This is a genomic window from Streptomyces sp. NPDC017936 (assembly GCF_044328485.1).
Classification (GTDB): domain Bacteria; phylum Actinomycetota; class Actinomycetes; order Streptomycetales; family Streptomycetaceae; genus Streptomyces.
Genome location: NZ_JBIRHK010000001.1, coordinates 524,473 through 543,787, shown reverse-complemented (window position 1 = coordinate 543,787; position 19,315 = coordinate 524,473). Strand labels below are relative to the sequence as shown.

Annotated in this window: 14 protein-coding genes; 6 read left to right on the top strand and 8 right to left on the bottom strand. The window is 75.6% G+C overall.

What is annotated here, in order from left to right:
• Window positions 1-103 precede the first annotated feature (103 nt).
• Complete coding sequence (locus ACH4F6_RS02185; protein ID WP_397957919.1) at window positions 104-1,357, bottom strand: hypothetical protein; 1,254 nt, start codon at window positions 1,355-1,357, stop codon at window positions 104-106.
• A gap of 196 nt (window positions 1,358-1,553) precedes the next feature.
• Between ACH4F6_RS02185 and ACH4F6_RS02180 the strand changes: the two genes are divergently transcribed.
• A complete protein-coding gene (locus ACH4F6_RS02180; protein WP_397957917.1) occupies window positions 1,554-2,348 on the top strand; it encodes an SDR family NAD(P)-dependent oxidoreductase in 795 nt (264 codons plus the stop codon).
• Between the two features lie 192 nt (window positions 2,349-2,540).
• Complete coding sequence (locus ACH4F6_RS02175) at window positions 2,541-3,470, top strand: UTP--glucose-1-phosphate uridylyltransferase (RefSeq protein WP_397957915.1); 930 nt, start codon at window positions 2,541-2,543, stop codon at window positions 3,468-3,470.
• A 130-nt stretch (window positions 3,471-3,600) separates the two neighbouring features.
• On the opposite strand, the gene ACH4F6_RS02170 is transcribed toward ACH4F6_RS02175, so the two are convergent.
• Window positions 3,601-4,503 carry an EamA family transporter gene (locus tag ACH4F6_RS02170; protein ID WP_397958203.1) on the bottom strand — a complete coding sequence of 301 codons (903 nt, stop codon included), beginning with the start codon at window positions 4,501-4,503 and terminating at the stop codon, window positions 3,601-3,603.
• Window positions 4,504-4,702: 199 nt separating this feature from the next.
• Here ACH4F6_RS02170 and ACH4F6_RS02165 point away from each other — a divergent pair, with 199 nt between their 5' ends.
• On the top strand, window positions 4,703-5,218 hold the full coding sequence (locus tag ACH4F6_RS02165) for a roadblock/LC7 domain-containing protein (RefSeq protein WP_397957913.1): 516 nt from the start codon (window positions 4,703-4,705) through the stop codon (window positions 5,216-5,218).
• A gap of 143 nt (window positions 5,219-5,361) precedes the next feature.
• Here the strand turns inward: ACH4F6_RS02165 and ACH4F6_RS02160 are convergent, their stop codons facing one another.
• From ACH4F6_RS02160 to ACH4F6_RS02135, 6 genes are all read right to left on the bottom strand, one after another.
• Window positions 5,362-5,934: a hypothetical protein gene (locus tag ACH4F6_RS02160; protein WP_397957912.1), complete on the bottom strand. Its 573-nt coding sequence runs from the start codon at window positions 5,932-5,934 to the stop codon at window positions 5,362-5,364.
• 267 nt (window positions 5,935-6,201) lie between these two features.
• A complete protein-coding gene (locus tag ACH4F6_RS02155; protein WP_397957911.1) occupies window positions 6,202-7,167 on the bottom strand; it encodes a DUF1152 domain-containing protein in 966 nt (321 codons plus the stop codon).
• A gap of 142 nt (window positions 7,168-7,309) precedes the next feature.
• Entirely contained in the window at window positions 7,310-8,674 is a 1,365-nt protein-coding gene (locus ACH4F6_RS02150; RefSeq protein ID WP_397957910.1) for an FAD-dependent oxidoreductase, read from the bottom strand.
• 169 nt (window positions 8,675-8,843) lie between these two features.
• On the bottom strand, window positions 8,844-11,537 hold the full coding sequence (locus tag ACH4F6_RS02145; RefSeq protein WP_397957908.1) for a SpoIIE family protein phosphatase: 2,694 nt from the start codon (window positions 11,535-11,537) through the stop codon (window positions 8,844-8,846).
• A gap of 64 nt (window positions 11,538-11,601) precedes the next feature.
• Window positions 11,602-14,139, bottom strand: coding sequence for a SpoIIE family protein phosphatase (locus tag ACH4F6_RS02140; RefSeq protein ID WP_397957907.1), 2,538 nt, complete (start codon window positions 14,137-14,139; stop codon window positions 11,602-11,604).
• A 262-nt stretch (window positions 14,140-14,401) separates the two neighbouring features.
• Window positions 14,402-15,037: a TetR/AcrR family transcriptional regulator gene (locus tag ACH4F6_RS02135; RefSeq protein WP_397957906.1), complete on the bottom strand. Its 636-nt coding sequence runs from the start codon at window positions 15,035-15,037 to the stop codon at window positions 14,402-14,404.
• A 222-nt stretch (window positions 15,038-15,259) separates the two neighbouring features.
• On the opposite strand from ACH4F6_RS02135, the gene ACH4F6_RS02130 reads away from it, so the two are divergent.
• The 3 genes from ACH4F6_RS02130 (at window position 15,260) to ACH4F6_RS02120 (ending at window position 19,310) form a co-directional block, all read left to right on the top strand.
• Window positions 15,260-16,756: an APC family permease gene (locus ACH4F6_RS02130; RefSeq protein WP_397957905.1), complete on the top strand. Its 1,497-nt coding sequence runs from the start codon at window positions 15,260-15,262 to the stop codon at window positions 16,754-16,756.
• A gap of 47 nt (window positions 16,757-16,803) precedes the next feature.
• A complete protein-coding gene (locus ACH4F6_RS02125) occupies window positions 16,804-18,375 on the top strand; it encodes an amidohydrolase (protein ID WP_397957904.1) in 1,572 nt (523 codons plus the stop codon).
• A gap of 89 nt (window positions 18,376-18,464) precedes the next feature.
• Window positions 18,465-19,310 carry a DUF72 domain-containing protein gene (locus ACH4F6_RS02120; RefSeq protein WP_397957903.1) on the top strand — a complete coding sequence of 282 codons (846 nt, stop codon included), beginning with the start codon at window positions 18,465-18,467 and terminating at the stop codon, window positions 19,308-19,310.
• The last annotated feature ends 5 nt before the right edge of the window (window positions 19,311-19,315 follow it).

The window sequence follows — 19,315 nt, the reverse complement described above, 5'->3', positions numbered from 1 at the left end:
GCGCGGCCTCGTGCGCGAGGCCGGCGTCCCGTGCGCGACGGGCCCGGGAGAACCCGCGACGGTCCGCACGGACCGCTTCCTGCGCCGGACGGCGGGAGCCGGGTCAGCGCCCGGCCGCCGCCCCGGGCGCCTCGTCCGCGCCGTCCTGCGCCCGGACGCCCTGACCGGGGACGCCCGGCCCACGGTCGTCCGGCTGGAGGCCGTCCTGCCCCGCGTCGTCCCGCGCCCGCTCCCGTCCTCGCGCGGCACCCCCGGCGGGCAGGACCGGCCGCAGTCCCTTGGCCGTCTCCCTGAGCCGCTCCAGGGTCCGGCCCAGCTGCTGGAAGGGGGAGCCCGCGGGCTTCGGCTGCGACGGCGGGCGCTCGCCGGCCCCGGCCGCCTCCCGGTAGGCGGCCAGCGCCTCGTGGGCCTGCTCGGCGGCGTCCCGGTACAGGTCCCGGGACTGGGTCATCGCCTCGAGCGCCTCGGCGTACATCGCCACCAGCTGACGCTCGCGGGCCAGCTCCTCCTCCAGCGTCAGCAGCTGCCACCGCTCCCGCAGCGCGGTGAGCGCGGCCTCGCCGCCCTCCGGCAGCGGCTTCGGCAGGGCGGCGAACCGGGTCACCGCGTCCAGCAGCTCGGTGGGGTGCGTGCCGTCCAGGAACACGTTGCGCACCGAGAAGCCCTCCGCCTCGTACGCCTCCGGGGCGGGCGCGCCGGGCAGCACCACGGCGCCGCCGCGCGGCAGCTCGACGTCGAAGTCCCGCAGCGCCCAGTTCACCGTGCGCAGCTGGTGGGGCGCGGCACGGTGCTCCACCACACGGTGGTGCAGGCCGGGGGGCAGCAGCGGGACCAGCGACCGGCGGCCCCGCTCGTCCGGCGTCATCGCCTCGTGCACCAGGACGTGGACCGTCCAGGTGTCCCGCAGGGCGCCGCGCAGGGTGCGCCGCAGGTCCTTGTCGTCCGCCGGAAGCGGGTTGATGTCGAGGTACCGCTGCCCGGAGACCGTCTCGTGGCCCCACGGGGCGTCGGCGTCCCAGGGCCAGAACATCGCGGCGGGCGACGGCCCGCGCAGGTCCCAGGGCCGCTCGGACTCCGCGACCAGCGTCCATTCCTGGCCGCTCCCCGACCACTGGGCGAGCGTCAGGCGGGCGCGCACGGTCACGTCGCCGGGCAGCAGCCACCGTGCCTCGAAGGTCAGCTCCCCCTCGGCGGTGTCGTCGTCGGCGACCTCCAGGAAGTCCTGGATCGTCGCGTCGTCCTTGAGCGCCCGGAGGTTCTTGCGCAGGACGTCCGGAGCGGTCGGCCCGGTGTGGCGGCCACGGGCGAGCCACACCGTGGAGGGGGTCGTGGGCGGGACGGGCGGGGAGGTGAGCATGAGTCCATTCGGGAGGGCGGGGACGACGGGGGACTGTCAGTATCGTCGTCGCGGCGGACGGGTGATCGAGCGGGGTCGGTGCGGATCGGACGCTGGAGACGCCTTCCCACCCGCGGCACGCGTCACGCGCGCCCATACGGGCACTTGGTGGCAGGCACGAGCAGCGCACTCGAACGCACCGCCGAGGAGTGGACCGATGAAGCTGGACCTCGCAGGACGCACCGCCCTGGTGACCGGCTCCTCCCAGGGCATCGGGGCCGCCATCGCCGCCGGGCTGGCCCGCGCGGGAGCGACGGTGGGCGTCAACGGGCGCGACGCCGCGCGCCTCGCCGGGAGCCTCGAGGAACTGCGGGAGCGGGTGCCGGACGGCCGCTTCGTGGCGGTCGCCGCCGACGTCACCACGCAGGACGGCGCGGCCCGCGCGGTCGAGGCCCTGCCCGACGCCGACATCCTGGTGAACAACCTCGGGATCTTCGGGGCCCGGCCCGCGCTGGAGATCACCGACGACGAGTGGCGCCGCTACTTCGAGGTCAACGTCCTGGCGGGCGTGCGGCTCACGCGCGCGTACCTGCCCCGGATGACGGACCGCGGCTGGGGACGCGTCCTGTACATCGCGAGCGACTCCGCCGTCGCCGTCCCGGCCGAGATGATCCACTACGGCATGACGAAGACCGCGCTGCTCGCCGTCAGCCGCGGCTTCGCCAAGGAGGCCGCCGGCAGCGGCGTCACCGTCAACTCCGTCATCGCCGGACCCACGCACACGGAAGGCGTCGAGGAGTTCGTCCGGCAGCTCGTCGGCGACGGCCTGCCCTGGGACGAGGCCCAGCGCGCCTTCATGCGGGAGCACCGCCCCCAGTCGCTGCTGCGCCGGCTCATCGAACCGGACGAGATCGCCCACCTGGTCGTCTACCTCAGCTCGCCCCTCGCCTCCGCCACCACCGGCGGCGCCCTGCGGGTCGACGGCGGATACGTCGACTCCGTCCTGCCGTAGCACCGCGTGGCACCCCCGTGCGAGCCGCCCGCACGGGGGGCGTGCGGGACGCACCGCGGCCGTCCCGCGTGCGCGTGTGGTCCCGTCGGCCGTGGCCCCCGGCGGGCGGCGGGGGGCCGCGACGGTCGTTGGTAGCGTCACCTGTGTGCCGTGCCGGCCGGCGCGGTGCGCCGACCGACCGAGAGAGACCCGATGTCCCCGACGATTCGCAGGGCCGTGATCCCGGCCGCCGGCCTCGGCTCCCGTCTGCTGCCGCTGACGAAGGCGACGCCGAAGGAGATGCTTCCGGTCGGTGACAAGCCCGTCATCGAGCACACCGTGCGCGAGCTGGTGGATTCCGGCATCACCGACATCACCATCGTGGTCTCCGGCGGCAAGAGCCTGATCCAGGACCACTTCCGTCCCAACCCCGCCCTCGTCGAACAGCTCCGCGCGGACGGCAAGACGGCCTACGCGGACGCGGTGGAGGAGGTCGCGGAACTGGCCCGCCGGGGCCACATCACCTACCTCGACCAGCACGGCCCGTACGGCAACGGCACGCCGGTCCTGAACGCCGCCCGCGCCTTCGGCGACGAGCCGGTGCTGGTGCTGTGGCCCGACGACGTGTTCGTGGCCGCGGTGCCCCGCGCCCAGCAGCTGATCCGCGCCTACGAGCAGACCGCGTGCCCGGTGCTGGCCCTCCTGCCGATGGACCCCGCCGACTCCCGGCGCTACGGGGTGCCCATCGTCAAGGAGGACCTCGGCGGCGGCCAGCTGCGCATCACCGGCCTGGTCGAGAAGCCCGAGCCCGCCGCCGCCCCGTCGTCGTACGCGGCGATCGGCGGCTACGTCGTCACCCCCGGGATCATCGACGAGCTGCGCGAGCAGACCCGCCGCTGGTACGAGCACCGGACCGGCGAGGTCTACCTGACCGACGCCATCAACGCGTACGCCGCCACCCGCGCGGTGTACGGGCAGGTCATCGAGGGCCGCTGGTACGACACCGGCAACCCGGCCGACTACCTGGTCGCCCAGATGGCGTTCGCCCTCGCGCACCCGGAGTACGGCCCCCTCCTGAGGGGCCTGGTCACCGGACTCGACGCCGGCTCCGCCGCCGACCCCCGGCACGGGACCACCACCTGACCTGCCGCCCGCCACCCGGCCGGCCCGGCCGCCCGGGCCGCGAACGCGGGCGCCGCCGTTCCGGGGGACGAGCACGCCGACGCGGCAGGCAGGCGCGGACGGGGGCCGTGGGCCGTTCCCCGGCCGGCGGTCAGCCGGCCGGGCGGGCGCCGCGTGCGGCGCCCGCCGACGCGGCGACCACGCACAGCACCGCGACCCACTGCGGCCGGTGCAGCGACTCCTGGAGCACGACGAGGCCGATGAGGGCCGCCATCGCCGGTTCGAGGCTCATCAGGATGCCGAACACGCGCGGCGGGATCCTGCGCAGCGCCTCCAGGTCCAGCGAGTACGGGATCACCGAGGACAACAGGGCCACGCCGAGCCCGGCCGCCAGGACCCACGGCTGAACCAGCGCCGCTCCGCTCTCGGCCACGCCGGCCGGCACGGCCACCAGCGCCGCGACGGCCATCCCCAGGGCCAGACCGTCGCCTTCCGAGGTGTGGCGGCCCAGCGCCGCGCCGACCAGGATGTACAGGCCCCAGCACGTTCCCGCGGCGAGGGCGAACAGAAGACCGACGGGGTCGAGGTCGCCGCCTCCCTCCGTCAGCAGGACCACACCGCCCGCCGCGAGCACGGCCCAGAAGGCGTCCAGCCACCGCCTCGACCCGGCCAGGGCCACCGCCAGCGGCCCGAGGAACTCGACGGTCACCGCGATCCCCAACGGGATCCGGGCCAGCGCCAGGTAGAAGCACAGGTTCATCAGGCCCAGCGTCACGCCGTAGCCGAGGACCACCGCCCACGCGCGACGACCCATGCGCGGCGACGGCCGCCACAGCAGCATCAGGACCGCCGCCGCGAAGAACAGCCGCAGCGCGACCGTCCCGAAGCTGCCCACCGCGCCGAACAGGTGCTTGGCCAGCGCCGAGCCCACCTGGACGCTGACGATGCCGAGCAGCACCAGTGCCGTCGGCGGGACCGCGCCGAAGGTCCGCCCGGCCACCGCGGTCGGCGAGGACCGGGGGGACGGGCCGCTTCCCGCCATGTCGGCGTTCATGATGACCACGCGTGGATTGTCGACGACCGGACGCCGCGCGTCGCGCGATTTTCTCCGGCGCCGCGGGACGGGACGCCGGAGACCGGACCGGGCGGGCGACCGGACGGCACTTTCCGGAGGAAAATGCCGAAGACCGCACTCCGGTCCGGTACTTTCCGTAGTCTCGGGATCACGCTCACGGCGCGAGAGGAGACCGGTCATGGCCGTCGAGGCCGAGGTCCTGAACGAACTGCACCGGCTGCGTATGCGCATGCCCCGGTTGACGGGGGCGCTGGCGGCGAGCGTCGACGGCCTCGTCCTCGCCCAGGACATGCCCGACGTCCAGCCGGAGGGGCTCGCGGCCCTCACCGCGGCCGCCCTCGGCGTCGGCTACCGCCTGGTCGACGTCACGGCCCGCGGCGAGTTCTGCGAACTGCTCGTGCGGGGGGCGGGCGGATACATCGCCACCTACGCGGCCGGCCCCTCCGCCGTCCTCACCCTGCTCGCCGACGACCGCGCCAACGTCGGCCGGCTGCACCTCGAGGGCAGGAGAAGCGGCTCCCGCGTGGCCGACCTGCTGGCGGCCCGGCACGCCGCCCGCGTACCTCCCCCGGCGCTGCCGTCCGACGGCGCCCCGAGCCCGGTCCCGCCCCCTCCGGGCCGCGCACCGGGCGCCCTGCCGATGCGCATACCGCGCCAGTCGCGGTCGCAGTGGGGTCCTCAGTACGGGCCCTGAACCAGTACGGGCCCTGGATCAGTACGGATTCCGAGGCGGCGCGCCCCCGGTCACCGTCCGGCACGGGCGCCGGCTCCGTGGGCCCGTCCGCCGGGCGCCACGGAGGCCGTCCGCCCCCGCGCGTCCGCCGCCGACGTCCCCGCTCACCTCCCGCCGCCCCCCGGCTGCGGGCGCCCGCGCCGCGGGCCGACCCGCCCCCGGCGGCCGCCGGTCCGCTCCGGTCCCGTGCCCCCGCCCGCGGCGGGCGCGCTGAAGCCGCCGGGGACGAGACGGGGCGGCGCCCCGGCCGACGGGCCGTCGCCCGCCGGCTGTCCCGCCTCCGGCACCCCGGCTCCGGCACCCGCTCCCACGCCCGCGGCCTCCCCGCCCGCGTCCGCGGGGAGCGGGGCCGCGCGGCCCAGCACACGGGTGTGCGGCATCAGCGGGGCGCAGGCGGAGCACACCTCGCTGAGGGTCCACACCTGGCCGACCGCCGGGTCGTGGCGCAGCACCAGGACGACCGCGCCCCCGCAGGCGACCCGGGCGCCCTCGTGCGGAGCGCACCGCTGACGACGGCACCAGCAGGCGGCGTCGGGCCGCACCGCGGCCGCTCGGGCGTGGGCGGCGGCATGGGCCTCGGCGAAGCGGCGCAGGGCCGTCAGGTCGCGCGAGCGCGGGGGCATCGCGCACGCCGAGGAGCAGGTGACCGAAGCCGTGCGGTCCCGGTGCCCGACCACACGGATCGTCCAGCAGCGTCCGGGACGGCGGGCTGACGGGGCGTCAGGGTACATGAGAGCCAAGACCACATGTCCTTAGTGGGAGGCGAGACGGGCGGAAGGGGCGCTCCGGGCTGGTTCCGGCACCGCGCACCGGAGGTGACCCCGTTCACAGCATGCCCGTGGCCCCGCCGACCATTCGCGTTCGTGCTCCCTCTGGCCGACATACCGGTGTCACGAGGACCGGCGGCGTGCGAACGAGCCCCTCGCGCTCCCGCTCACGCCCCCTCAGTGCGGAAACGCCCGGGGCTGCCTGAGCCGGGGGAGCCCGTCGCGGAAGTCCTCGATGCGGGAGCTGATCTGACGCATCAGGACCGTGTCCGCGAGGAGGCCGAGGTACAGGTTGCGGCGGGCGAGGGCGGTGGCGTCCACGCAGAAGTACAGCGCCATGAGCGGGTTGACGAACAGCTCGCTGCCCGCCGTCCGCTCGGTGAAGCGCACGTCGCCGAAGTCGCCGCGCACGGCGGCGGCGACGGAGCCGTTGACGATGCTCGGGTGCCCGGGGGTGGAGGCCTGGGCGTGGGCCACGGCATCCAGGTACAGCGCACCCTCGCGGCTGTCGCGCGGCAGCGAGAACGCGCCGAGGAAGCCGCCCTCGCGGTCCAGCGCGGCCAGGTTCTCCAGCACCAGGGAGTGGTTGACGCCGTGGTGGGCGTCCACGCCGAAGCCGAGGCACGCCACCAGCCGGTGTTCGACCTCGTCGAGACCGTGCACGGCGGCCAGACTGGCCATGTCCTCCTCGGGGGTGCCCAGGCCGTGCTCGTCGCCGCGCATGAGGATGTCCGTGCCGCCGTCCACCAGGAGGACGGCGTCCACCCCGCCCAGGTGGTCCAGGAGCGCGCGGTAGGCGGCCCGCAGCGGGGCCACGCCGGTGCGGGCGAACGCGTACACCGTCGAGGGCAGGCCGTGCAGGGCGAGCCAGCGGGCCAGGGTGCGCTCGGGGAAGTAGTCGCCGCGGGCGGGGGTGTCGGGACCGACGGCGGCGACGTCCGGCTCGACCCAGACGGCGGAGGGCAGGCCGTACAGGTCGGAGAAGGAGAGGTTCGCCAGGTGGACGTCCTTGCCCGCGGACCGCAGGGCGAGGGCCAGCGGCAGGCCCGCGTAGACGTCGAAACCGCCGCCCGCGCCGGCGACGAGGACCCGCCGCGCGGCGCGCAGCCGGGTGAACAGGGGAGGCTCGTGGAGGGAGAACACGCCGGGACGCTAACAGGCGGCGATCACGCGCCCACCGGTGTGCCCCGGCCCGCCGGCCCGTCCCCGCGGAGCCCGCGGCCCCTCGGGTCGCGTCCGCGGGGCGAGGGGCCGGAGGCAGCCGCCCCCGGCCCCTCGCCCGGGCTCACGCGCCGCTCTCGCGGAGCATGTCCTCACGCTCGACGATCTTCACGCGCTCGCGGCCCTGCGGCTCGCCCAGCGCCTTCTCGGCGGCGTCCAGCTTGTACCAGCCCTCCCAGGTGGTGAAGCGCACCTCACGCTCGGTGAGGAATGCGTCCACGGCCTCCGGGGCGGGCGACGCCGGCGTGTGCAGACGGCCGTTGGCGAAGTCGTCCAGCAGGTTCGACACCGTCTCGTTGGCGTCGCCCTTGGTGTGGCCGATCAGGCCGACCGGGCCGCGCCGGATCCAGCCCGTGACGTACGTCGACTGCAGGTGGGCGCCGCTCTCCTCGATGACACGGCCGCCCTCGTCCGGGACGGTGCCCGAGTCGATGTCCCAGGGCAGCTTCGGCAGCTTCTCGGAGAGGTAGCCGACGGCGCGGTAGACGGCCGTGACGTCCCAGTCCTTGAACTCGCCGGTGCCCTTGACGTTGCCGGTGCCGTCCAGGGCGGTGCGCTCGGTGCGCAGGCCGACGACCTTGCCGTCCTCGCCGAGGATCTCCGCGGGCGACTCGAAGAAGTGCAGGAACAGCTTGTGCGGGCGCTCGCCGATGTCGCGGATCGCCCAGTTCTCCAGCGTCTTGGCGACCATGTCGGCCTGCTTGTTGCCGCGCCGGGTCTGGATCGAGCCCTCGTCGTAGTCGATGTCCTCGGGGTCGACGATGACCTCGATGTTGGGGGAGTGGTCCAGCTCCCGCAGCTCCATCGGGGAGAACTTCGCCTGCGCCGGGCCGCGGCGGCCGAAGACGTGGATCTCCAGCGCCTTGTTGGCCTTCAGGCCCTCGTAGACGTTCGGCGGGATCTCCGTCGGCAGCAGCTCGTCGGCCGTCTTGGCGAGGACGCGGGCCACGTCGAGGGCGACGTTGCCGACGCCGAGGACGGCGACCTTCTCGGCCTCCAGCGGCCAGGTGCGCGGGACGTCCGGGTGGCCGTCGTACCAGGAGACGAAGTCGGCGGCGCCGTAGGAGCCGTCGAGCTCGACGCCCGGTATGGACAGCTCGCGGTCGGCCATCGCGCCGGTCGAGAAGACGACGGCGTCGTAGAACGCGCGCAGGTCGTCCAGGTTGATGTCGGTGGGGTAGTCGACGTTGCCGAACAGACGGATCTGCGGCTTGTCGAGGACCTGGTGGAGGGCGGTGATGATGCCCTTGATCCGGGGGTGGTCAGGAGCCACGCCGTACCGGATCAGTCCGAACGGGGCCGGCATCCGCTCGAAGAGGTCGATGGACACACCGGGGTCGGTGGCCACATCGGACTTGAGCAGCGCGTCGGCGGCGTAGATCCCGGCGGGGCCGGCTCCGACGATGGCTACCCGCAGGGGGCGGGACATGATCGATTCCCTTCGAGTGGTGACAGATCGACTCGACGGGAAGCCTAAATTAAGGCAAACCTAAGTCGGTACGCGGGTCCGCTCTATGGACTCATCAGTCTCATTTATGAGGGGGGAGCGGGGTTCCCCGGGCCGCCGGAGACCGCCCGGTGACGGGCCCCGTCGCCGTTCACGGCAGCGGCTGCTCGGCCCAGATCACCTTCCCGGCGGGGGTGTAGCGGGTGCCCCAGCGGTCGGTGAGCTGGGCGACCAGGAACAGGCCGCGCCCGCCCTCGTCCGTCATCGCCGCGTACCGCAGGTGCGGCGAGGTGTTGCTGCTGTCGGAGACCTCGCAGATCAGCGTGCGGTCGCGCAGCAGACGGACCCGGACGGGCGGGGCGCCGTAGCGGATCGCGTTGGTGACCAGCTCGCTGAGGATCAGTTCCGTCGTGAAGGACAGGTCCTCCAGGTCCCAGCGCGCCAGCTGCCGGACGACCGCGGCCCGCACCTCGCCCACCGCCGCCGGGTCGACCGGCACGTCCCACTCGGCGACCAGGTCCGCGCCCAGCGCCCGGGTGCGCGCGACGATCAGCGCGATGTCGTCGTTCGGCCGGGCCGGCAGCAGCGCGTCCAGCACGGTCCGGCACGTCTCGTCCGGTGAGCCGTCCGCCCCTTCCAGGGCGGTGCGCAGCCGTTCGAGACCGGTGTCGATGTCCTGCGTGCGGTCCTCGACCAGCCCGTCGGTGTACAGCACCAGCCGGCTGCCCTCCGCCAGCTCCAGTTCGACCGTCTCGAACGGCAGCCCGCCCAGCCCGAGCGGCAGCCCCGTCGGCACCTCCGGGAACTCCACCCGGCCGTCGGGGTGGACCAGGGCGGGCGGCGGGTGCCCGGCGCGGGCCACGGTGCAGCGGCGGGAGACCGGGTCGTAGATCGCGTACAGGCAGGTCGCCCCGGCGACCGGAGCGGCGGAGCCGTCCGCCGTCTCGTCCTGGTCGATCCGGCCCACCAGCTCGTCGAGCAGCCCGAGGAGTTCCTCCGGCGCCAGGTCCAGCGCGGAGAAGTTGTGCACGGCGGTGCGCAGCCGGCCCATGGTGGCCGCCGCGTGCAGCCCGTGCCCGACGACGTCGCCGACCACGAGCGCGACCCGGGCGCCCGACAGCGGCAGCACGTCGAACCAGTCGCCGCCGACGCCCGCCTGCGCGGGCAGGTACCGGTAGGCGATGTCCAGGGCGCCCTGCTCGGGCAGGGTGCGCGGCAGCAGGCTCCGCTGGAGCGTGACGGCCATGCCGTGCTCACGGGTGAAGCGGCGCGCGTTGTCGATGGAGACCGCGGCCCGCGCCACCAGTTCCTCCGCGAGGGCGACCTCCTCCGGGTCGAAGGGTGCGGGGCGCTCCGAACGGTAGAAGCTGACCACTCCGAGGATCAGCGATCCCGCCCGGACGGGCACGGTGATCAGCGAGTGGATGCCGAAGGCCATCACCTGCTCGGTCCGTTCGAGGTCCTGCGCGCGCCAGCCCGGCGACTCGGCGAGCCGGGCCTCCAGGACGGGCCGCCCGCCGGCGAGGCTGCGGGCCTGCGGGGCGGTGTCGACGAAGCGGATCCGCTCGCCCAGCGCGTACAGCGGCGCGCCCCGGCGGATCGCGCTCATCGCCGTGCGCCGCAGCGCGGCCCGGGAGTCCGGCTCCTCGCCCTCCAGGACGGCGTCGAAGAGGTCCACGGTCACGAAGTCCGCGAACCGCGGGACGGCCAGCCCGGCCAGTTCCTCGGCCGTCCGGGTCACGTCCAGGCTCGTGCCGATGCTCACGCCCGCCGCGTACAGCATGTCGAGGCGCTCGCGCGCCGCCTCGGCCCGGCCCGACAGGGCGCGCAGCTCCGTGGTGTCGCGCAGCGTGGCGACGCTGCCCGCGGGGCCGCCCGCGAGGTCGGTGGGGCGCTGGTTGATCGCCAGCAGCCGCTCCCCGACGAGCCGGACCTCGTCCGTGGTCGTCCGCCCGGAGGCGAGCAGCTCGGCGGTGTCGTCGTCCAGTCCCAGATCGCGGACGGTGCCCCGGTCGGCGCCCGGCGGCAGGTTCAGCAGCCGGTGCGCCTCGTCGTTGGCGAGCAGCAGCTCCCCGTCGGGGCCGACGATGATCACTCCCTCGCGCACGGCGTGCAGCACCGCGTCGTGGTGCTCGTACATCCGGGTCATCTCGCGCGGTCCCAGACCGTGCGTCTGGCGCAGCAGACGGCGGCTGACCAGTGCCGTACCGCCCGTGGCCAGGGCGAGGGCCGCTCCCGCCGTGGCCAGCACCAGCGGCAGCTGACGGTCCGCGTTCCCGCCGACGCGGTCGGTGGTGATGCCGGCCGACACCAGGCCCACGACGGTGCCGTCGGCGTCCTTCACGGGCACCACCGCCTGCACCAGCCGGCCGATGGTGCCGTCGATCTCCTCCACCACCACGCCCCCGTTCTGCGCCGGCTCCAGGGTTCCGACGAACCGCTTGCCGATGCGGTCCGGCTCGGGGTGGGTGTAGCGGATGCCGGCGGGGTTCATGACGACGATGAAGTCGACCTCCGCCGCCTCGCGGGCGGCCTCGGCGCTGGGCTGGAGCACGGCCGTGGGGTCCGGACCGCGCAGTGCCGCCGTGATGCCGGGGGAGTGGGCGTAGGTCTGGGCGACGGCGAGGGAGCGGTTGCGGGCCTCCTGGGTGTTGTCGTGCCGCACCTGGAGCACCAGGGCGACGACCGCCGCGACGACGAGCAGCAGCACGATGACGACCTGGAGGACGAACACCTGCGCGGCGAGGCTGCGCCCGCCCAGCGTGCTGTCGGGCGTGCGTCGTGCCCGAGGGCCCCGGGGACGACGGGCCGGCCGGGTATCCGATCGTCCCAGGAGTCGGACCATGTGCCCTGTCTACACTGCCCGGCGCCGCCGGGCGAGGGGCGGTACGCAGGGTGATGGACCGTAATCACCCGGCGGTGACCAGGGGGCCGGGGCGGCCGGTGGCCGGGTGCCGGGCGGTCGGGGTGGCCAGCAGCAGGGCGATGTCGTCGGGCCGGTCGGTGGCCTGCCGGGCGGTCGCGGTGAGCCGGTCGGCGATGTCGCCGAGGGGCCGCTCGGCGGGGCCGCCGGCGGCGGCCAGGGCGGTGCGCAGGGCGGTGATGCCGTCGTCGATGTCGTGGCCGGGCCGTTCGACCAGGCCGTCCGTGTACAGCGCGAGGATCGCGCCCGGCTCCAGGCGCAGTTCCGCCACCGGGTAGTGGGCGCGCGGGTCGACCCCGAGGACCATCCCGCCCGGCGGTTCCACCGGCCGGGTACGTCCGTCGGGGCGACGCAGCAGCGGCGGCGGGTGCCCGGCGTTGACCATCCGCGCCCAGCCGGTCATCGGGTCGAGGCGGACGTAGCAGCAGCTGGCGAACTGGCCGGGGTCGAGGTCGATGAGCAGGTGGTTCGTGCCGCCCATGACCTCCTCGGGCGGCCGGTCCCCCAGGGCGAAGGCCCGTACCGCGCTGCGCAGCTGCCCCATGGTCGCCGCGGCCTGCACCCCGTGCCCCTGGACGTCGCCGATGACCAGGGCCAGGCCGTCGCCGGCCTCCACGACGTCGTACCAGTCGCCGCCCACCTCCATGCTCTCGGTGCCCGGCAGATAGCGTCCGACGGTCTCCACGCGCGGGTGCCGGGACAGCCGCCGGGGCAGGAGGGCCTGCTGGAGACCGCGCGCGAGGGCGGCCTCGGTGTCGTAGCGCTGCGCCTTCTCCATCGCGTGGGCGATCAGGCCGGCCAGCGCGGTCAGGACCGTGCGCTCCTCGGAGCTGAAGCCGCGCGGACGGTCGAAGCCCAGGATGCACGAGCCGACCGGGCGGCCGGAGGCGATCAGCGGCAGGAAGGCGCGGGCACCCTCCGTGGCGTCGAGCGCGATGCCCGGGTAGGCGTCCGCCAGCTGCCGCATCGAGTCGAAGAAGAGGGGCCGGCCGGTGGTGAGCGTCTCCACGCCCGGTATCCGCGCGTCCAGCCCGACGCCCTCGAACGGCGCTAGGAACCCCTGGGGGAAGCCGGTCTCCCACGCCAGGTGCAGGTGCCGCTCCTGGAGCAGGTAGATCGCCAGCCGGCGGCCGCCGAACGCGGGCAGCAGTTCCTGCACGACCACCGCGGACACCTGGCGGGCGGTGACGGCCTCCGTCAGCGCGATGGCCAGCACGATCGGGCGGTACACGGGGGCCGTGGACGCGGCGACGTCGGGGGCCGGGGTCCCGCTGCGCGGGCCGGCCGGCGCGGTGGGCGCGGCCCCGTCGGGCTCGTCCGGCACGCGGCCGGCCGGGACGAGGGTGCAGGTCAGGAGGTCCGGGCCCGGGTAGACGGCCACGCTGAGCCAGTCGCCCTCGTACGGCCGGGGGCCGGACCCCTGGTCGTCGGTCTCCGGACCCGCCCGGCGGACGTGGAAGTGCACCGGCTCCGGTGAGATCAGGGCGCCGCGCAACGGCTCCTCGTACGCGGGCCGGCTCAGCCACGGCACCGCCTCCCACAGGGACCGGCGGAGCAGCCGGGAGCGCTCCACGCCGAGCAGGTGCGCCGCCCGGGGATTGGCGTAGACGATCAGTCCGAGCCGGTCCAGGCAGAACACGCCCTCGGGCAGCAGGTCGGCGGCGCCGTCGGCCGGCGCGCCGGGGGCCGCGTCGAGCAGGACACCGGCGACCGCGGCCGGCGGGGCGGCGCCCGGCGCCCGCAGCTCCAGCAGCCGCAGACCCCCGTCCGCGGTGCGCAGCGGCACCGGGCAGGGCGGCGGCCGGCCCCGGGCGGCCTCGCGCAGCAGGCCGGGGAGCAGGTGCGCGTCGGTGGGGTCGAGGGCGCCCGTCAGGGACTCCAGGGTGTCCGGGCGCCGGTCCGGCGGGAGCCCCAGCAGGGCCCGGGCGGGATCGTCGGCGGTGACGGCGCCGGTCGCCGGGTCCCAGGCCAGGTGCCCGACCCGGCCCGGGGGCGGACGCCCGGCCGGCGGACGGACGCACAGCGGCGCGCGGTCCCAGGTGACGGTCCCGCCCGCCGCCTCGTGCCGCAGCAGTTCGGCCGCGAGGCCGCCCGCCACGGCCGTCAGGCGCTCGCGCTGCGTCCGCACGTCCTCGGCGTCGGCGGCCGGCGGGCACAGCACCGTCAGCACGCCGAAGGCCCGTCCCGCCGCCACGACGGGCACGCTCAGCGTGCCGAACTGGAAGGGCAGTCCCGCCGCGAACTGCGGGTAGCGGCGCATGGCGTCCGCGGCGTTCGCCAGGATCACCGGCACACCGAGCCGGTGGGCGTCGGCCACCGGGAACGGCCGGTCCACGGTCAGCCGCCACCAGGGCCGGAACAGCGGCCCGGGAAGCCCCGCGAGCACCGCGAGCCGCAACAGCCCGGGGGTCCGGGAACACAGGTACACGCCCCCGGCACGGCCGCCCGCGGCCCGCAGCCCGTCCGCCGCGGCCCCGGCCAGCACGCCGGCCGGCTCCCGCTCGTCCCCGACACTCCCGGTCATGGGCCCTACCTCGTCCGTGCGCCGCCCGACGGGCGACACAGCAAGAATGCGCCACGACGACAGCGGTGCGCATCCGCGCGGCGTCGCGGGAGGGCGCCCGGCGACAGCCGACGGCCTCCGGTGACAGCCGGCGGCGCCCGGTGCCGGCCGGTGCGTCCTGCGGTGGAGCGAACGCGAACGGGGCCGGAGCCGCAGGGGCCGCCGGGGGGGCGCCGCCGGGCGGAGAAGCGTGCGGACGACGACGGGAAGGCGACGACAGGCCCTAGCGGGACGGCGCCCCGGCCGTCCCGTCCCCCGCCCCCCGCATCGCCCGCGCGTGGGCGAGGAACGCGGACAGCCCCACCTCGAAGGCGCGGTCCGCGCGGCCCTCGCCCACCGCGGCCAGGGCGCGGGCCAGCCGCGGTGTGGGGGTGCGTTCCGTCAGCTCCCACATCGTCTCGGGGGCGGCGAGGTCGAGCGCGGAGCCCAGGACCAGGTTCTCCAGGGCGATGACCAGCGGCATCACCTCGGCGGTGCCGAATCCGGCGTCCAGCAGCAGCGTCACGGCCCGCTCGTACTGCTCCAGCACCCGGGGCGCCCGCACGGGTGACGTCATCAGCAGCGGGATGGCCCGCGGGTGCGCGGCGAACGCGGCGCGGTAGGAGCGCGCCCAGGCCTCCAGCGCGGCGTCCCACGGCGCCAGGTCCAGCGTGCGCGGGTCGATCGCGGACGCCACCCGCTCCCGCAGCAGTTCCACGATGCCGTCCCGGCCGTCGACGTGGTGGTACACCGAGCCGGTCTGCGCCCCGAGCCGCCGCGCGATCTGCGGGACGCTGAAGTCGCCCTGTTCGTCGATCAGTTGCAGCGCGGTGGTGGTGATGCGCTCGCGGTCGAGGAGCGGTGTGCGCGGCCGTCCCATGGTCGGTCGTCCCCCTGAGGTCTTCCCGGATGCCCAACGGAAGGTTACATTGCGGAAACCGAAAGCCTTTAGGTTTACGGGTCCCGGCGCACGTCACCCCCGGTGCGCGGGGATCCCCGGCGCGATCCCGCACGCCGTGGTCCGGGCACCGCCCGGACCGTGAACCCCGGCCGCCCGCACGCCCGGGACCCCTCCCGTCCGCCGCTCGAAGGGCTTCCCCTCATGTCCGTGACCACCCCCGACCCCGTCGAGGCGAGAGCCGGCTCCGCCCCGGCGGGCCTGCGCACCGGCACCCTCGGCACCGCCGACATCGCCTTCTTCGTCGTCTCCGCCGCCGCCCCGCTGACCGTCATGGCCGGCGTGGCCCCGCTCGCGATCCTGCTCGGCGGCATCGGCGCACCCGTCGGCTACCTCCTCGCGGGCCTCACCCTCGCCGTCTTCGCCGTGGGCTTCACCACGATGAGCCGGCACGTCACCAGCGGCGGCGCCTTCTACGCCTACATCACCCGCGGCCTCGGCCGCCCCGCCGGCGTCGGCGCCGCCCTCCTCGCCCTGATCGGCTACAACGGCATGGAGATCGGCGTCTACGGCCTCCTCGCCACCGCCACCCAGGACACCGTGCACGCCCTCTTCGGCACCGACGTGCCCTGGCTGCCCGTCTCCCTGGCCGGCCTGCTGCTCATCGGCTGGGGCGGCTACCGCTCCATCGACTTCGGCGCCAAGGTCCTCGGCGTCCTGCTCGTCGCCGAGACCGGCATCCTCGTCCTGCTCGCGGCGGGCGTCCTGATCGAGGGCGGGGCCCACGGGCTGTCCTTCGCCTCCCTGGCCCCCGACCACGTCCTCGTCCCCGGCACCGCCGCCGTCCTCGCCTTCGCGTTCGCCGCGTTCACCGGCTTCGAGTCGACCGTCATCTACCGCCGCGAGGCCCGCGACCCGCAGCGCACCGTGCCGCGCGCCACCTACTGCGCCGTCGCCTTCCTCGGCCTCTTCTACGCGTTCGTCGTCTGGATCGCCGTCCAGGCCTTCGGCGACGACGAGGTCGTCGCGGCCGCCGCCGACGACCCGGCCGGCCTGTTCTTCACCGCCGTCAGCACCTACGTCGGCGACTGGGCGGCCGACCTGATGCACGTCCTCATCGTCACCAGCGTCCTCGCCTCCCTCCTCGCCTTCCACAACGCCATCAACCGCTACGGCCTCGCCCTCGCGGAGGAGGGCGTACTGCCCCGCGGCCTGGGACGCGTCCACCCCCGCCACCGTTCCCCGTACGTCGCCGGCCTCGCCCAGACCGTCCTCGGCGCCGTGGTCGTCCTCGCCTTCTGGGCGGCCGGAGCCGACCCGTACGGGCAGCTCCTGCTCTACGTCAACACGCCGGGGATGATCGGCCTGCTGCTGTTGCAGCTCCTCGCCGCGATCGCCGTGCCCTGCTACTTCCGCCGGGTCCGCCACCAGGAGGGCGCGCTGCGCACCCTCGTCGCGCCGATCGCCGCGAGCCTTCTGCTGGCCACCGCGATCACCCTGGTCGTCGGCCACATCGACCTGTTCACCGGCGCGTCCTCGACGGTGAACACCGTGCTGGTCGCCCTGGCACCGGTCGTCTTCGCCACCGGCCTCCTCCTCGCCCGGTGGCTGCGCCGCGCACGGCCGGAGGTGTACGCCCGCTTCGGCTCGGACCGGGCCGACCCCGCCGCGCCCGACCCGTCCGCCGCGCCCCCCGCGTGACCGCGCCCGCGGCCGCACCGAACCAGATCCCGTGAGGAAGTCCCCTGATGCCCACCGCCGACCTGATCGTGACCGGAGCCCGGATCCGCACCCTCGACCCCGCCCGCCCGTCGGCCGCCGCCGTCGCCGTACGCGACGGGATCGTCGCCGCCGTGGGGGAGGAGGACGACGTACGCGACTGGCGCGGGCCCGGCACCGAGGTGGTACGGCTCGACGGCGCGCACCTCGTGCCCGGCCTGGTGGACGGCCACAGCCACCCCGTCTGGGGCCTGGAGATGGCGACCGGCGCCGACCTGTCGGCCGTGACGGACCTGGCCGGACTGCGCGCCGCGCTGGCGTCCGCCGAGCGCGTCGACGGCTGGGTGCTCGGGTACGGCCTGGACCACAACGTCTTCCAGGGCCGGCCCGTCGACCGGGCCCTCGTGGAGGACGTGCTCGACGGATCGCCCGCCTTCCTGCGGCTGTACGACGGCCACTCCGCCCTCGTCGACGGCAAGGCGCTCGCCGCCGCCGGCGTGACCGGGCCGCGGGACTTCGTGCAGCGCTCGGAAGTGGTGTGCGACGCCGGGGGACGGCCCACCGGGCACCTCGTCGAGCACGCGGCGATGGACCTGGTCGTGTCCGTCGCGCCCCGCCCGTCGCACGCGGCCCGCCGCGCCCGGCTGCTCGACCTGCTGTCGGAGATGGCGGCGACCGGGCTCACCGGGGCCCACGTGATGGACGGCGGCGACATCGACCTGGTGACGGCCGTGGCCGAGGAGACGGTCCTGCCGGTGCGGCTGCGGTTCGCCCCCTGGTGCATGCCGGGCGCGGACGCCGACGACCTCGCGGAACTCGTCGCGGCCCAGGACCTGAACGGCCGTCACTGGAGGGTCGGCGGCGTGAAGTTCTTCATGGACGGCACCGTCGAGGGCGGCACCGCCTGGCTGGAGCACGCCGACTGCCACGGCCAGGGCACGGACGCCTTCTGGCCGGACCCGGAGGGCTACGCCGCCGCCGTCCGCACGCTCGACGCGGCCGGCGTGCGCACCGCCACGCACGCCATCGGGGACGCGGCCGTCCGCCACGTCCTGGACACCGTGGCCGCCCTCGGACCGGGCGCCCGGGGCCGGCACCGCATCGAGCACATCGAGACGGCGCCGGACGAGCTGCTGCCCCGGTTCGCGCAGGCCGGGGTGGCCGCGTCGATGCAGCCCCCGCACACCGCCTACACCCGCCCCGACGGCAGCGACGAGTGGTCCCGCCGGCTCGGCGCCGCACGGGCCGCGCACGCCTGGCGCCTGCGCGACCTGCGCGACGCGGGCGCCACCCTCGCCCTCGGCTCGGACTGGCCCATCGCCCACCACGACGTCCGCGCGGTCCTGGCGACGGCCCGCAGTCCCCGGGGCGCGGCCTCCCGGCGACCGGGCCTGACCGGTCTGGAAGCGCTGGAGGGGTGCACCACGCACGCGGCCCGCGCGGCGGGCGAGCCGGACGTCGCGGGCCGGATCGCGCCCGGTTTCCGCGCCGACCTCACGGCCTTCGCGCTGGACCCGGTGGAGGCCCCCGCGGACGAACTGGCCGAGGCGCCGGTCCGGCTCACGGTGACCGGCGGTCACGTGGTGCACCGCGGGGCCTGAGCCGCACCGGCGGGCGTGAGGTGACGGGCGGACGGGCCGGACCGCCGGGACCGAGGAGGATCTTCCCGGCGACGGGGTAACCGCACGTCATGGGCGAAACACTGGTCGGCACCTGCTCGTGGACGGACCGGGCGCTCGTCGGCAGCGGCTGGTACCCGGCCGGACGGCGGGACGCGGAGGGCCGATTGCGGCACTACGCCGAACGCTTCCGGGTCGTCGAGGCGGACTCGGCGTACTACGGGCTGCCGAGCGAGCGCACCAGCGAGCTGTGGGTCCGGCGCACCCCCGAGGGCTTCCTGTTCGACGTGAAGGCCTTCTCCCTGCTGACCGGCCACCCCACCCGGCCGGCCGCGCTCCCGCCGGGGCTGCCCGCGGACGTGCGCTCCCCGAAGGCGCTGGACGAGGTGTGGCGGCGGTTCGCGGACGGCGTCCTGCCGCTGCGGGAGGCGGGGCGGCTGGGAGCCGTCCTCTTCCAGTTCCCGCCGTGGCTGCGGCCCGGCGCGCGGGCCCGGGAGACCCTCGCCCGGTGCGCCGAGCGCACCGCCGGATGGCCGGTCTGCGTGGAGTTCCGGCACCCGGACTGGTGGCGCGGCGAACAGGAGCACGCGACCGCCGAGCTGCTGCGGTCGCACGGGTTCTCGGCGGTCGCCGTCGACATGGATCCGTCGCTGCCGTCCGCGATCCCCCCGGTCACGCCCGTCACCTCGTCCCGGCTGGCGGTCGTGCGCTTCCACGGCCGCAGCCCGGCCTGGGGGACGGGCAGCAAGGAGGACCGCTTCCGCCACGAGTACACCGACGACGAACTGCGGGAGTGGCTGCCCCGGGTGCGGGCGCTGGCCGGGCGGGCCGACCAGGTGCACGTGCTGTTCAACAACTGCTGCGCCGACGCGGCCGTCCGGGCCGCCGCCAGGATGCGCGAGCTCCTCGGGCTCTGACGGCG

Bases quoted from the DNA above. Each gene is read 5' to 3' on its own strand.
- ACH4F6_RS02130 (WP_397957905.1), top strand. From the start codon at position 15,260: ATGTCCGTGACCACCCCCGACCCCGTCGAGGCGAGAGCCGGCTCCGCC.
- ACH4F6_RS02170 (WP_397958203.1), bottom strand. From the start codon at position 4,503: ATGAACGCCGACATGGCGGGAAGCGGCCCGTCCCCCCGGTCCTCGCCG.
- ACH4F6_RS02120 (WP_397957903.1), top strand. From the start codon at position 18,465: ATGGGCGAAACACTGGTCGGCACCTGCTCGTGGACGGACCGGGCGCTC.
- ACH4F6_RS02150 (WP_397957910.1), bottom strand. From the start codon at position 8,674: ATGTCCCGCCCCCTGCGGGTAGCCATCGTCGGAGCCGGCCCCGCCGGG.
- ACH4F6_RS02180 (WP_397957917.1), top strand. From the start codon at position 1,554: ATGAAGCTGGACCTCGCAGGACGCACCGCCCTGGTGACCGGCTCCTCC.
- ACH4F6_RS02165 (WP_397957913.1), top strand. From the start codon at position 4,703: ATGGCCGTCGAGGCCGAGGTCCTGAACGAACTGCACCGGCTGCGTATG.
- ACH4F6_RS02140 (WP_397957907.1), bottom strand. From the start codon at position 14,139: ATGACCGGGAGTGTCGGGGACGAGCGGGAGCCGGCCGGCGTGCTGGCC.
- ACH4F6_RS02125 (WP_397957904.1), top strand. From the start codon at position 16,804: ATGCCCACCGCCGACCTGATCGTGACCGGAGCCCGGATCCGCACCCTC.
- ACH4F6_RS02135 (WP_397957906.1), bottom strand. From the start codon at position 15,037: ATGGGACGGCCGCGCACACCGCTCCTCGACCGCGAGCGCATCACCACC.
- ACH4F6_RS02185 (WP_397957919.1), bottom strand. From the start codon at position 1,357: ATGCTCACCTCCCCGCCCGTCCCGCCCACGACCCCCTCCACGGTGTGG.
- ACH4F6_RS02175 (WP_397957915.1), top strand. From the start codon at position 2,541: ATGTCCCCGACGATTCGCAGGGCCGTGATCCCGGCCGCCGGCCTCGGC.
- ACH4F6_RS02145 (WP_397957908.1), bottom strand. From the start codon at position 11,537: ATGGTCCGACTCCTGGGACGATCGGATACCCGGCCGGCCCGTCGTCCC.